This window comes from Mesorhizobium sp. BR1-1-6 (genome assembly GCF_020165355.1).
GTDB lineage: Bacteria > Pseudomonadota > Alphaproteobacteria > Rhizobiales > Rhizobiaceae > Mesorhizobium.
The window spans coordinates 43,094-55,883 of record NZ_JAIUHZ010000020.1 but is presented as its reverse complement, the minus strand read 5'-3'; the positions used below and the strand labels follow the sequence as shown (position 1 = coordinate 55,883).

Sequence of the window (12,790 nt, the reverse complement as noted above, 5' to 3'; positions counted from 1 at the left end):
CAAATTCAATTTCCGGAACGGTGCGGAGGTAAGTACCCTACGGCGCCCCCCTCTGTCCTGCCGGACATCTCCCCCACGAGGGGGGAGATTGGCAATTTCGGCGCCCACTCATTCCTGCAACGTCGTAGATTGGCGAAGGCGGTTGTGACAGCCAGTCTCCCCCCAAAGTGGGGGAGATGTCCGGCAGGACAGAGGGGGGCGCCGTAGAGCGCTGATTTATGCGATACGAATGACAGCAACCTCGCCAAGCAAAAAAACCTCGCCTGATAACAGCCGCAGTTCGATCTCGCCGGTCGCGCCACGGCTCCACTCGGCCTTGCCGCTCTCGACAAGCTCCCCGAGCGCAGCCATCACCAGCGACCGCGCATCTTTGGCGCGTCTGACGGCGCCGCGATGGGGGATCCCAATGTCCGCATCGGTGGTGGAAGACCTTGCCATCGCGCCCATTGCCGCTCCTCCTCAGGCCTCGCGGCCGAGCAGCGCGCGCTTGCGCTCCGCGCCCCAGGCGTAGCCGGACAGGGCGCCGTCCTTGCGGATCACGCGGTGGCAGGGAATGGCGACCGCGAGCGCGTTGGCGGCGCAGGCGCCGGCAACGGCGCGGGTCGCCTTCGGCGCGCCGATGCGCCCTGCTATCTCGGCATAGGAGACGGTGCGGCCGGCCGGGATGTCCCGCAGGGCCTGCCAGACGCGCTGCCGGAACGCGGTGCCGCGCAGGTCGAGCGGCAGGTCGAGACCAAGTCTTGGAGCCTCGACGAAACCGACGACGCGGGCGACGAGCGCCTCACAATCGCGGTCGGCGCCGATCAGGCGCGCCTTGGGGAAACGGTCCTGCAGGTCGCGCACCAGCGCGTCCGGGTCGTCGCCGAGCAGGATCGCGGCGACGCCCTTCCTGCTCGATGCGACAAGGATGGCGCCGAGCGAGCATTCGCCGACGGCGAAGCGGATCTCCTCGCTGGCGCCGCCGGCGCGGTAGCGCGTCGGCGTCATGCCGAGCATGCCGGCCGACTTCTCATAGAAGCGTCCGCTCGAATTGAAGCCGGCATCGTAGATCGCCGCTGTCACGCTGGCGCCGTCTTCCAGGCCCCGGCGCACCCTTTCGGCGCGCCGGGCGGCCGCGTAGTCCTTCGGCGTCAGGCCGGTAACGGCCTTGAAGGTGCGGTGGAAATAGCCGGCGCTGCGGCCGGCGGCGGCGGCCAGTTCACCGAGCGACGGTTCTTCCTCGCTCTGTTCGATCCTGCGGCAGGCCTCGGCCACCATCGCGGCGTTGCCGGCCTCGAGCGAAGGTCCGTCGGGATTGCAGCGCCGGCAGGCGCGAAAGCCGGTTGCCCTGGCCTCGTCCAGCGTGTCGTGGAGCTGCACGTTCTTCGGGTTGGCGCGCCGCGACGGGCAGGAGGGCCGGCAATAGACGCCGGTCGTCGCCACCGAATACCAGAAGCTGCCATCGGCCGATTTGTCGCGCGCCACGACTTGCGTCCAGCGCGGATCGTCGGCGACCGGCAGCGGCGCGGGTTTGAGATCCTTGGCAAGGGTGATGAACATGGCCGGCATTGAAGCCGCAGACGACCCGCGTCGCCACCCGTTTCCTGCCAATTGAGAGGTGGACGCGAGCGTATTCGTCGGGACACACAAAGGATATGACAAGATTGATCCGGAGAAGGTGTGATGGAAAACATTCGACCCCTTAAGACCGAGGCCGATTACGATCGGGCGATTGCCGAAATCATCCAATATTTCGAGAACGAGCCGGAAATCGGCTCTCTTGGCGATTACCGGTTTGATGTTCTCGCGACCTTGATCGACGCTTATGAGGATAAGCACTACCCTATCGAAGCACCCACATCCCGTTGAAGGTTATTCACTCACACATTCAACCTGTCGCGAAAGGCGAAAGCCGCCGCTCCCGGTGCCCGATCGCTGTTCCCCGAGCCCTCGTTTCTACGCCGCCCGTTTGGGCTCGACCGCGAACGGGCTGAGGCCGAGCCAGGTCTGCATCTTCCTTGCGATGTGCTGATCTCCGGTCAAGGCGACCTTCGCGCCGGCCTTCTCGACGGTGATCAATCCCATCCAGATCGCCGTCATCGTGTGCAGGTCGGTCGAGACGTAGAGGTCGATATCGAAGCCCGGATCGTACCAGCACAGATCGACCTCGCCATGCTTTTCGACGATCAGCCACCACGACCGTTTGGACGCCGGCAGCTCCTGGTACAGGAATTGTATCACGGTGCGCCCGTCGGGCAGCGGCGAGGGGTTCAGATTGCGCCGCATGTCCCACATCAGCAGCGACGGATCGAGGTTCTTGAGGGACAGCCGGGACTCGACCCATTTCTGTCCCCAAAAGCCCATCGCCTCGACGACGGGGCGCAAATCCCGGCCGGCCTCCGTCAGCCGGTATTCGGAGATGCCCTTCTCGCCCGGCACCTCCTTGCGCTCGACGATCCCGGCGAGCTCGAGCTCCTTCAGCCGTTGCGACAGAAGGCTGGGCGACATTTTGGGGACGCCGCGACGCAGGTCGTTGAAACGGGTCGAACCCGCCACCAATTCGCGCATCAGCACCATCGTCCAGCGGGTGCACAGCACCTCGGCGGCCATCGATAGCGGGCAGAACTGCTTGTATCCGTGCTGGGCCATGATCCGACGTCCTCCCTCGAAACTGGGCTGAACATTAGGCCTTCATGAAGGAAGCGGCCAGTACGGAAACTGTACCGGCCCGGTACAGATCGCGGACTGGCCGGCGCCGGCCCTGCCATGCGAGCCCTTTGACCGGCCGCGGGGATCTCCCCTGTGCGCCGTAACAGGGAGAATACCATGACCACATACGTGATCGCAGACATCAAGGTGAAGAACCCGCAGTGGATGCCGGCCTACGCCGCATCGGTGCACGACCTCGTCCACAAGCATGGCGGCAAGTATCTGTCGCGCAGCGGCAATGTGAAGACGCTTGAAGGCAAGCCGCTCGACACCACTCTGATCGCGCTGATGGCATTCCCGTCGGAAGCGGCGGCGCGCGCCTTCGCCAACGATCCGGCCTACGCGCCCTTCGTCTCGGCCCGCCAGGATGGCAGCGACAGCCGCTTCCAGATGATCGACAACACCGACCTGGCGGGGACGATCCCGTATCTGCCGAAGGGATGAAGCTTTCCTCCATCCGTCGCATCGCTTGCGGGTGCTCCGAGCAACGACAATCACGGCGCTTGCCTGCCGCGCCTCCGTATTTCCGGCGGCCGGCGCGCTGGGCCTTTTCAAGAAGAATGGAATGAACATGATACGCAAATTCCGCAACGGGCTTCTCATGGCGGGGGCCATGCTGGCCGCCTGCGCCACCTTCGCCCACGCCCATCAGCAAGAGGCCGTGCCTGCATCCGGCGCGAATCCACTGGCCGGCAAGGTGCGGGCGGCGAACAGCCGGTTCCTCGACGCCAAGGTCGCCACGGACGAAGGCTATACGCCCATTCCCTGCGCCAGCGGCATCACCGGCGGCGCGATGGGCATTCACTATGTCAACGGCCAGTACCTGAAGGACGACAAGATCGACATCGCCCGTCCCGAGGCCGTGATGTACGAGCCGATGGCCGACGGCACACTGAAGCTGGTGGCGGTCGAATACATCACCGCCAAGGGGCCGGCGTCGCTGGACGGCCAATTGTTCAACTTCAACAGTGCGCCCAACCGTTACGGCCTGGGCGAATTCTACGAGCTGCATGTCTGGGCCTGGAAGGGCAACCCGACCGGCATCTTCGCCGACATGAACCCGAAAGTGTCGTGCGAACACGCGGCGGCACCCAGCCAGTAAGCAATGAAGCCAGGCGGTGAAGGCCGCCTGGCCCGACGCTGTCCGCTCCGGCCGTTATCGCGGCGCGGGATTGGGGGCCGCCAATCCAGTATCGGAAGTCTGTTGGGCCACGTCGGAAGCCTGCTGCCCCGATGCCCGTAGAACGAAGCGTCCGGTCAGGTACCAGAGCAGAGAGACCACGAGGATCGACAGGTAGCCGTCCACGGCATAGTGCCAGCCGGTATAGACCGAGCCGAACAGGATGAGTGCGGCGAACGACCAGCCGGCAACGGCCCAGCGGCGACCAAAGCCGGTGAGGAAGAAGGCATTGAGCGTGACGATGGCGACATGCATGCTCGGCATCGCCGTGATGCCGCTGCCCAGCGCGGAGCTGCCGCTGTCGTGTGCATCGAGCAGATAGCTGGCGGCGAACCGCACCGGCAAGGCATACGGGTCTGCCATCAGCGCTGCGAGCACCCCGGCAAATCGGCTGCCGCCATAGAACCGGTCGTAGAATATCGGCCCGCTGGATGACAGCATGATTGGAAGAACGGTGCCACACAACATCATGGTGAGCGCGAACGCCCAGAGATAGCGGATGCGCCGGGCGGGACTGTTCCAGAAGGCGACGAAGAGCACGACGCCAAGCCATTGCATGAACCACCAGGACATATAGGCCTTGAAAACCAGCATGGAGGCGGGCTCTGAAACGATGCCGTGCGTCCATACCCAAGGATCGACGCCGTGCAGCCAACGATCGAGGTCGGCCAGCATGGGATCGGCATAGTAAGGCACGATCTCCGGTATGGTGATCCTGAATGTCGTGAAAGCGATGATGCCGAGAAAGAATAGCAAGACGACCCGCGCGGCCGCCGGCCCGCGTTCCTTGAGTATGTGCACCATGAATCTTGTCGGCCTGGGCCCGCCATACACCAATGCCGTTAACCCGAGGCCAACCACCAGCAGCACCGGCAGCAAGCCGAGGAATGTCCCGAAGTACTTTATGGACAGCAGAAGATATCGCTCAGGCCGCAGGCAAAGCGCCGTCGCGACGCAGACCAGGCACAGGCCCGTCAGCAGCCAGCTGCTTCTGGTTGTCGCCACGCCAAGATCAACAGTGGAAACCGATCGGAGATCGCCGCCCTGTGTTCCGGTGTACCCACTCATCAGGGAGGTCCCGCCAGCTTTCGAACTTGTTATGAATGTTCTGGCGGCAACGTATTAATATCTTGTTGCACCCGTAATGGTGTCTGGTTTCCAATGTAATACTCAATAGTGTAGTATTGTATTCAAATACGGGCTGAGGACCATGGCGGTGCTGGCCCTGTGTTGGGTTGCTGCCAAGAGGCCTTTCGTCACGCACGTGCAATCGAGAGGGACCACTGCCTGGACGGCGATGGTCCCTCTCATTCAAGCCGCCTTGATCAGGCCGAGCTGGGTCAACGCCGCGACGCCGTCGTCGAGGCCGATCTCCTCGACGATCCTGCCCTCGATCACCTTCAGCACCGTGGTGCCGGTGAAGCGCATGGTGCGGCCGGTGGCGGCGGGCAGCGAACCGACGAGGAAATCGCTGAAGGCCGGACCGGCATGGGTGCCGCCGCCTTCCCACTGGCCGACGACATAGTCGCCTTCGGCGATGAGGTCGGCGGTGGCCCAGAAGTTGAGGTCCGGGAAGGCAGCGCGGAAATCGGTCATGAAGGCCTTGATGTCCTCGCGGCCGCGGCGCGGTTCATGCAGCGAATATTTGAGCAGCATGTCGGACGCGGCGATGGCGTCGACGACGGAAAGATCGCAGGTTTCACCCCAGAAATCAGTGAACCATCTAGCGACGACGGCCTTGTTGTCTTCCTGTTTGGTCATGGGAAAAGTCCTCTTGTGTTTGCACGAGATCGCCAGGGCGGGCGGCGACCCCGCGCAAACACTAGGAGGATCGGCGGGCGGGCAAACTCCGCTTCTTGCCCGCCAATCGAAAGTCGGGACCGCAAGCGAGGAACGCGGCGGAGCCACCGGCGTGGTAACGCTTTCTTCTCTGGTTTTGCCGCAGATTGCCCCCGGCGGGGTTGGACGAAACGGAAGATGGCGGGTCAGGACAAGAAAAGCCGTAATGGAACGTTCTGGGAGAAGGCCCTGGAGCGCGCCCAACTTGGCGTCTGGGACTGGGACCTTCGGACAGGCGAGTGTTTCTATTCCGCCACCTGGGCGCGGATGCTGGGCTATGACGAAAGCGAGCTTGCCAACAGCAGCGACCTCTGGCTGCGGCTTACCCATCCCGACGATCGCGAGCAGGCGCTGGCCAGCGGCGACCGTCACATCGCCGGCCTGACCGACACCATCGAGACCGAGCTCAGGCTCCGGCACAAGCAAGGCCACTGGGTCTGGGTGCTCGACCGCGGCGGCATCGTCGAACGCGACCGCGACGGCCAACCGATCCGGCTGATGGGCGTGCAGACCGATATTTCGAAACAGAAGGCGGCAGAGGCCGCGCTGGAACAGGTCAACATCCGCTTCCGCCTGGCGCTCGCGGCCAGCGGCACCGGCATCTGGCACTACGACATCGCCAGCAACAAAAGCTATTGGGATTCCCGCACCAGGGAAATATTCGGCCTTGTCGCCGTTACCGACGAGGTGACGGCAGACCTATGGCACAGCTACCTGCATCCCGACGACAAGCAGGCGGCCGAACGCGCCCACAGGGCGCCGCTGGAAACCGACGGCGTCATTGCCGCGCAATACCGCATCATCAGGCGCGACGGCGAGATCCGTCATGTCGAATCGTTGGTGCGTTTCGTCGCCGCCGCTGGTGCCGCCGGCCAGATCCTCGGCACGGTGCGCGACATCACCGAGGACAAGCTGCGCGAACAGGAACTGGCCTATGCCGCCCGCCACGACGCGCTGACCGGCCTGTGGAACCGCGCCGCCTTCGACAGGCTGCTTGGCGAGCATATCGCGGCGGGAGCGCCGCTGGCGGTGTTCTATGTCGACCTTGATTACTTCAAGGCGCTCAACGACTTCGCCGGGCATGCCGCCGGCGACCTGGCGCTGAAGAGCGTCGCGGGGGGCATACGCGGCTGCCTGCCGCCGTCGGCGCATGCGGCGCGCCTGGGCGGTGACGAGTTCGCGCTGCTGGTGCCGCATTGCGACGCGGTGCAGGCCGAGCGGATCGCCGGCGCCGTGCTTGGGGCAGTGCGCGAGGCCGATCTCGGCCCGGCCGCATCATCGCGCCGACTGGCGGCCTCGATCGGCATCGCCTTCATCGATGATGCCACGACCACCGTGGCCGATGCGCTGGCTTGCGCCGACGACGCCTGCTACGCGGCCAAGGCGGCGGGACGCAACCGCTTCGCGGTGTTTTCGGCCGCGGCGCGATCGGGGGCAGCCGGACTCAACGCGGCGCGCATCGCAGCCGACACCGTCGATGCCATGGACGACGGGCGGCTGAAACTGTTCGGCCAGGAAATCCATCTCCTGGGAAAGCCATGGCAAGAGTGCCGGCACGTCGAGGTGCTGGCGAGGCTCGCCGCGCGCAACGGGCGGCTGGTGCCGCCGGGCGAATTCATCCCGGTGGCCGAGCGTTTCGGTATCGCCTCGAAACTCGACCGCTGGATCATTCGCACGGCGCTGTTGCGGCACGGACCGGCGCTGCGTGCCGGGGCGCTGACGCTGGGCTTCAACCTGTCGGCTCAGACATTGAGCGATCCGGGGCTGTGGGATTTCGTCGACAACACCATCGAGGAAACCGGTGCGCCGCATTCCGGCATCGGATTCGAGATCACCGAAACCGCGGCCGTCACCAATTTCGATGCCGCGGAGGACTTCGTGCGCAAGGCGCGTGAGCGACGCTGCCGGGTCAGCCTCGACGATTTCGGCGCCGGCATGAGCTCGTTCGAGTATCTCAGGCGCTTTCCCGTCGATGCGATCAAGATCGACGGCTCGTTCATCGAACATATCACCGACAGCCGCTTCGACCGCGAGATCGTGCTGGCGATGACCGGCATTGCCAGAAGCCTCGACTTCGCCGTGGTAGGCGAGAAGATCGAACGGCACGATACGCTGGCGATGCTCCAGGACATGGGGGTCGCCTACGGTCAGGGCTTCTTTCTGCATCGTCCCGAGCCGCTGGAGGCGATCGTTTCGCGCGCGACGGCCGGAACGCCCGACAGGCGGCGCGCCTGAAGCGGGCAAGCCGCCCGCCAGAATCGCCGAGCCACTCCAACACTCCATTAGGCAATCCCGAAGAGCTGTTAAGCACGGCCCTGGAACGGCTCCGGGAGGTCGGCCGGGCGCGGTGGAACGATCACTGGCGGTCGGCGAACCGTGCCGATCGCGGAAACTCCAACACCTCTGCCTCCGATCGCCTGTGCTGCGCCTCCGCGACCGCTTCGATCAGCAGGTCGAGGGCTTCGCATGCCGAGCGGCTTGTCTCGTCGTCGCCGCGCAAATAGTGATAGGCGCGTTCGAGATGCACCCGGGCGGCTGAAAAATCGCTGGTCAATGATCCCTCCATTACCTCGCCCTAATATACCTTGGCCGGTCCGGCGGAACGCAGGGTAAATATCCACAGGCGGATTTTATTCAAATGCCGGGGGATTCCGGCAAGAAGGGCGAGGCGGTGGCTGTCAGGAGAGACAACGCCCAACCCCTTTGCCATGCCTTGCCACGCGGCTAAAATGCTACTCCCTTGTCCGAGGATGGCAGCCATGATCGTCCAGGCCTGCATCAATGGCGCACGACCGCGCGATTTTCATCCGAAATTGCCGCTGACGGCGCAGGCGATGGCGAGCGATGCGGCCGCCTGCGTCGTCGCGGGCGCAGCCGAGCTGCACATCCATCCGCGTGGCGCGGACGGGCGCGAGAGCCTGGCCGCCGTCGACGCGACCGTGCTGGCGGTGCGTCGGGCCTGTCCCGGCACGCCGATCGGCGTGTCGACAGGCGCCTGGATCGAGAATGACGTCGAGCGCACCCGCGCGGCGATCGCCGGCTGGCGCGAACTGCCAGATTATGCCTCGGTCAATCTTTCGGAGGCCGACGCGCCCGGCGTGATGGAGCTTTTGCGCCAGCGCGGCGTCGGCATCGAGGCCGGCCTTGCCACAACGGAAGATGCCGAGCGGTTCGTCAGTCTTGCCGATCACGACCGGGTGCTGCGCATCCTGATCGAGATCGACATACAGGAATTGCCCGCCGCACTCGCCGAGGCGCACGGCATCGTCGCCGCGCTGGACCGCGCCGGGGTGCGGCGGCCGATCCTGCTGCACGGCGCCGACGCCACGGTCTGGCCGTTCGTGGAGCTGGCGCGTCGAAGGCGCTGGTCGACGCGAGTCGGACTGGAAGACGGCAGGACGCTTCCCGATGGAAAGGTGGCGCTGGACAATGCGGAGATCGTCGCGGCGACGGCGGCGGTGTTTTGGTCGAAAACCTGAAGGGTCTCAAGCGCCTTGGCTGTGCAGCCGGTGCGACAAGCCGACCCGACCTGCTCCGCCATAAATCGTTCTCACTCGAGGCGCAGCTAAATAAAGGCAAATTCGGCCTGGCGCGGGGAGCCTTGTGCAACTGCCGCGGAGTTCCTGCATGTCACTGTCCGGTACCACAACTCGCTACGGAAGCCTTGCCCAGGCATTCCACTGGTTGACGGCACTGCTCGTGCTCATCGCCTTCCTGGTCTCGGCAGGCGGCCCTCCTACGCGCGTTTATTCAGCGCCCAGGGCCTCGATGCTGCTGCTTCATGAATCGCTCGGCTTCGCGGTTTTCTGGCTGCTGGTGATCCGCCTGGCCTGGCGGCTGTTCGATCGCATTCCCGATGCTCCGTCCATGCCCGCCTGGATGTATGTCGGGTCGAAGGCGGTACATTGGGCGCTCTACGCGTTGATGTTCGCTGTGCCGGTGACCGCCATGCTCGGCGCATGGTTTGGCGGCCATCCGGTCACGGTGTACGGCTTCGGTCCGATCGGTCCGCTTTTCGCCCCATGGGACGTCGGCGCTTCGCTGGCGGAAATACACGGCACGCTTGGCGACATCCTCATGTGGCTGGCCGGCCTGCACGCCGCGGCGGCCGTCTTCCACCACGTTCTTCTGCGAGATCGCGTGCTCAGCCAGATGCTGCCCGGCTTGGCTGCTCCAGAATGATCCGGATCGCCTGATCCACCACGGGATGCAGGCCGCTGGCCTGGAAGGACAGGCGGTTGCCGGAGCCGACATTGCTGGTCATGGCGATGGTAAGACCGGTCGCCGGATCATGCAGCATGACCGCGACATACCCCGGAATGCTGCCCTGATGGCCGTAGAAGGCGCGGTCGGCATAGGCGCTCTGGAACATGCCGGCGCCGGTCTCGCGCATGCGGGTGCCCGGGAAGCTCGCCGGCACGCGGCGTTCGAACATCTCGGCGAAGAAAGGCGGCGACAAGAGCTTGCCGGAGAACAGGCTGCGCATGAAGCTCACCATGTCGGACGGCGTCGACACCATGTCGCCGCAGCCATAGGCGGCGCCGAATGGGAAGGAATCGGAAGAATCCTGCAATTCGTCGGAGTAGGGCAGCACGCCGTCCATGCGCCACATCTCGCCGCCGGAAGCGATGTCTGTCGGTGCGCCCGGCGCCAGCGGCGGCCGGTGGTAGTAGCCGCGCACCATCGACCTTTCCGGGAATGCTTCGGTGGCTGGCGACCAGGTGTTTTCCAGGGCGAGCGGCCGCAGGACCGCGCTTCTGACGTAGGCGCCGAGCGACTGGCCGGTGACGGCCTCGATCACCATGCCGGCCAACACATAGCCGGTGTTGTTGTAGACAGCGGGTCCGCCCGGTGCCTTCTGTTTGTCGGAGGCGAAGGCGATGTCGACCAGCTGCTGCGGCGTCCATTGCCGGCCCGGATCCATCGGTATGTAATATTCGAATTCCGGCAGGCCGCTGCGATGGTTGATCAGCTGGCGCACCGAAATATTCCCTGCGCCCGGCAGATCCGGGAACCAGGAGGAGATCGGCGCGCCGAGCTCGAGCTTGCCGGTCTCGGCGAGCTTGACCAGGGCGGCGGCGACGAAGGTCTTGGTGCAGCTGCCGATCTTGAACAGCTGGTCCGGTGTGACCGATATGCCATGAGCGCGGTCGGCAAGTCCGGCGGTGAGGGCGGTCGGCGCGCTGCCCGTCGAATAGGCCAGCGAGGCACCCACCGCGCCATCGGCGAGGTAGCGGTTGAGCAGGGAGGTCAGGTCTTTCGGCATTGATATCGCTTTCTTTTTTCCTTCTCCCCCTGTGGGAGAAGGTGGCCTCGCGAAGCGAGGTCGGATGAGGGGTGCTCCAGGGAACACCAACGTCTCATTCCGCTGGAACACCCCTCAACCGTCTCGGCGCTGCGCGCCGATCCACCTTCCCCCACAAGGGGGTAAGGACAGGGAGCGCCTGCCCTCACTCAGCCACATCGACCGCCGCGAAATTCTGCCGGCCGAAGGGGTCGAGGATGTAGTTGAGCACGCTCTTGCGGATCGGGATCGCCACCAGCGAATGGGCGATCGGCGCCACCGGCACCTCGGCCTTCAGGATTGCCTGCGCCTTCGCGTAGATCGCGGCGCGTTCTTTCGGGTCGGCGGCGACGCGGCCTTCATCCAGCAGCTTCTCGAAATCCTTGTCGCACCAGCGCGAGCGGTTCGAGCCACCCTTCACGCCGTCGCAGGACAGGAGATAGCTCAGCATGTTGTCGGGATCGCCATTGTCGCTGCTGCCGCCGAGCAGGAAAGCGTCCTGCTCGCCCGCTGCGGTGCGCTTGAGATATTCGCCCCATTCGAAGCTGACGATCTCGGACTGCACGCCGACCTTCGCCCAGTCGGCCTGGATCATCTCGGCCATGCGCTTGGCGTTGGGGTTGTAGGGGCGCGACACCGGCATCGCCCACAGGCTGATCTTGAGGCCGCTTTCGTGGCCTGCTTCCTTCAGCAGTTTCTTCGCGCCGTCGGGATCGTAGTCGATGCCGGCATCGGTAACGGCGCCGAGCTGCGCCGGCGGCACGACGCTGCCGGCAACCGTGCCGGCGCCGGCATAGACGGCATCGACGATTGCCTTGCGATCGACGGCCTTGGCAAGCGCGGTGCGCACGCGGACATCGCCCAGCGGCTGATGTTCGACGTTGAAGCCGAGGATGCCGATATTCTGGCCCTTGAGGTCGAGGACCGTAATGTCTGGATCGGCGCGCAATTCGGCGACGGCACTGGGCGGGGGCGGGGCCGCCACCTGGCATTCATTGGCCTTGAGGCGCTCGACGCGGGTGGTCGGCTCGGGCGTGACGGCGAAGACCAGCGTGTCGATCTTCGGCGCGCCGCGCCAGTAATCCTTGTTGGCGGCGTAGCGCACCTGGCTGTCGGGCACATAGGCCTCGAGCATGAACGGGCCGGTCCCGACCGGCTGGCTGTCGATCAGCTCCGGCGTGCCGGCGGCCACCATCTTTTCGGTCTGCTCCAGCGACAAGATCGAGAGGTAGTCGAGCGCCAGCCCGGCCAGGAAGGTGACGTTGGGGGCCGTCAGCGTGAAGCGCACGGTGTAATCGTCGACCTTGTCTATTTTGTCGATCAGCGTGCCCATGCCCAGCGCGTTGAAGTATTCGTAAGAGCCGCCGCCGAGCTTGTGGTAGGGATTGTTGGCGTCGCGCTGGCGGTTGAACGTGTAAAGGACGTCGTCCGCGTTGAACTCGCGCGTCGGCGTGAAATGCTCGTTCGACTGGAATTTCACGCCTTGGCGCAGGTGGAATGTGTAGGTCTTGCCGTCCGGCGAGACATCCCAGCTCTCGGCCAGCGCCGGTCCGACTTCGGTCGTGCCCGGCTTGAACTCCACCAGCCGGTTGAAGATCGTCTTGGCGGCGGCATCCATGGTGGAGTCGGCGATGCCGATCGCCGGGTTGAAGGTCTCGGGATTGGCCTCCGAGCAATAGACGAGCGTCTTGGCATGAGCCTGCCCGCCGAGAAGGACGGACGAGGCCAGAAGGGTCGAGCCAAGCACTGTGCGCAGAACGGTGGATTTCATCGCAAACGCTCCTGATGACACTTTTTCT

14 protein-coding genes are annotated in these 12,790 nt (G+C 64.8%); 6 read left to right on the top strand and 8 right to left on the bottom strand.

All coding sequences use genetic code 11. From position 1 onward, the window contains the following. Positions 1-216: 216 nt before the first annotated feature. Both LB545_RS26040 and ada read right to left on the bottom strand, forming a co-directional pair. Entirely contained in the window at positions 217-447 is a 231-nt protein-coding gene (locus tag LB545_RS26040; protein ID WP_140500055.1) for a hypothetical protein, read from the bottom strand. A gap of 12 nt (positions 448-459) precedes the next feature. Next, positions 460-1,539: a bifunctional DNA-binding transcriptional regulator/O6-methylguanine-DNA methyltransferase Ada gene (gene ada / locus LB545_RS26035; protein ID WP_224706051.1), complete on the bottom strand. Its 1,080-nt coding sequence runs from the start codon at positions 1,537-1,539 to the stop codon at positions 460-462. 123 nt (positions 1,540-1,662) lie between these two features. Between ada and LB545_RS26030 the strand changes: the two genes are divergently transcribed. Further along, positions 1,663-1,848, top strand: a complete 186-nt coding sequence (locus LB545_RS26030; protein ID WP_140500052.1) for a transcriptional regulator — start codon at positions 1,663-1,665, stop codon at positions 1,846-1,848. 87 nt (positions 1,849-1,935) lie between these two features. Here LB545_RS26030 and LB545_RS26025 read toward each other — a convergent pair whose 3' ends face one another. Beyond that, the gene (locus tag LB545_RS26025; RefSeq protein ID WP_140500050.1) at positions 1,936-2,628 is read right to left on the bottom strand and encodes a winged helix-turn-helix transcriptional regulator; all 693 of its coding nucleotides are present in this window, start codon (positions 2,626-2,628) and stop codon (positions 1,936-1,938) included. A 177-nt stretch (positions 2,629-2,805) separates the two neighbouring features. Here LB545_RS26025 and LB545_RS26020 point away from each other — a divergent pair, with 177 nt between their 5' ends. Together LB545_RS26020 and LB545_RS26015 are read left to right on the top strand one after the other, a co-directional pair. Then, positions 2,806-3,132: a DUF1330 domain-containing protein gene (locus tag LB545_RS26020; RefSeq protein WP_140500048.1), complete on the top strand. Its 327-nt coding sequence runs from the start codon at positions 2,806-2,808 to the stop codon at positions 3,130-3,132. Between the two features lie 157 nt (positions 3,133-3,289). Beyond that, the gene (locus LB545_RS26015) at positions 3,290-3,790 is read left to right on the top strand and encodes a hypothetical protein (protein WP_140895456.1); all 501 of its coding nucleotides are present in this window, start codon (positions 3,290-3,292) and stop codon (positions 3,788-3,790) included. 54 nt (positions 3,791-3,844) lie between these two features. On the opposite strand, the gene LB545_RS26010 is transcribed toward LB545_RS26015, so the two are convergent. Both LB545_RS26010 and LB545_RS26005 read right to left on the bottom strand, forming a co-directional pair. Then, the gene (locus tag LB545_RS26010) at positions 3,845-4,936 is read right to left on the bottom strand and encodes a phosphatase PAP2 family protein (RefSeq protein WP_140895397.1); all 1,092 of its coding nucleotides are present in this window, start codon (positions 4,934-4,936) and stop codon (positions 3,845-3,847) included. A gap of 243 nt (positions 4,937-5,179) precedes the next feature. Continuing rightward, positions 5,180-5,629, bottom strand: coding sequence for an ester cyclase (locus LB545_RS26005; protein ID WP_140521496.1), 450 nt, complete (start codon positions 5,627-5,629; stop codon positions 5,180-5,182). 216 nt (positions 5,630-5,845) lie between these two features. Here LB545_RS26005 and LB545_RS26000 point away from each other — a divergent pair, with 216 nt between their 5' ends. After that, positions 5,846-7,942 (top strand): EAL domain-containing protein, encoded by a 2,097-nt coding sequence (locus tag LB545_RS26000; RefSeq protein WP_140895398.1) that lies wholly within the window; start codon positions 5,846-5,848, stop codon positions 7,940-7,942. A gap of 121 nt (positions 7,943-8,063) precedes the next feature. Here LB545_RS26000 and LB545_RS25995 read toward each other — a convergent pair whose 3' ends face one another. Continuing rightward, the gene (locus LB545_RS25995; protein ID WP_181165267.1) at positions 8,064-8,261 is read right to left on the bottom strand and encodes a hypothetical protein; all 198 of its coding nucleotides are present in this window, start codon (positions 8,259-8,261) and stop codon (positions 8,064-8,066) included. A 205-nt stretch (positions 8,262-8,466) separates the two neighbouring features. Between LB545_RS25995 and LB545_RS25990 the strand changes: the two genes are divergently transcribed. Together LB545_RS25990 and LB545_RS25985 are read left to right on the top strand one after the other, a co-directional pair. Beyond that, a complete protein-coding gene (locus tag LB545_RS25990; RefSeq protein WP_140516022.1) occupies positions 8,467-9,186 on the top strand; it encodes a 3-keto-5-aminohexanoate cleavage protein in 720 nt (239 codons plus the stop codon). Between the two features lie 148 nt (positions 9,187-9,334). After that, positions 9,335-9,889: a cytochrome b gene (locus LB545_RS25985; protein ID WP_140500038.1), complete on the top strand. Its 555-nt coding sequence runs from the start codon at positions 9,335-9,337 to the stop codon at positions 9,887-9,889. On the opposite strand, the gene LB545_RS25980 is transcribed toward LB545_RS25985, so the two are convergent. Both LB545_RS25980 and LB545_RS25975 read right to left on the bottom strand, forming a co-directional pair. Further along, a complete protein-coding gene (locus tag LB545_RS25980; protein WP_140500036.1) occupies positions 9,852-10,973 on the bottom strand; it encodes a serine hydrolase domain-containing protein in 1,122 nt (373 codons plus the stop codon). The genes LB545_RS25985 and LB545_RS25980 overlap by 38 nt on opposite strands. 184 nt (positions 10,974-11,157) lie before the next feature. Beyond that, a complete protein-coding gene (locus LB545_RS25975) occupies positions 11,158-12,762 on the bottom strand; it encodes an ABC transporter substrate-binding protein (protein WP_140630677.1) in 1,605 nt (534 codons plus the stop codon). Between the last annotated feature and the right edge of the window lie 28 nt (positions 12,763-12,790).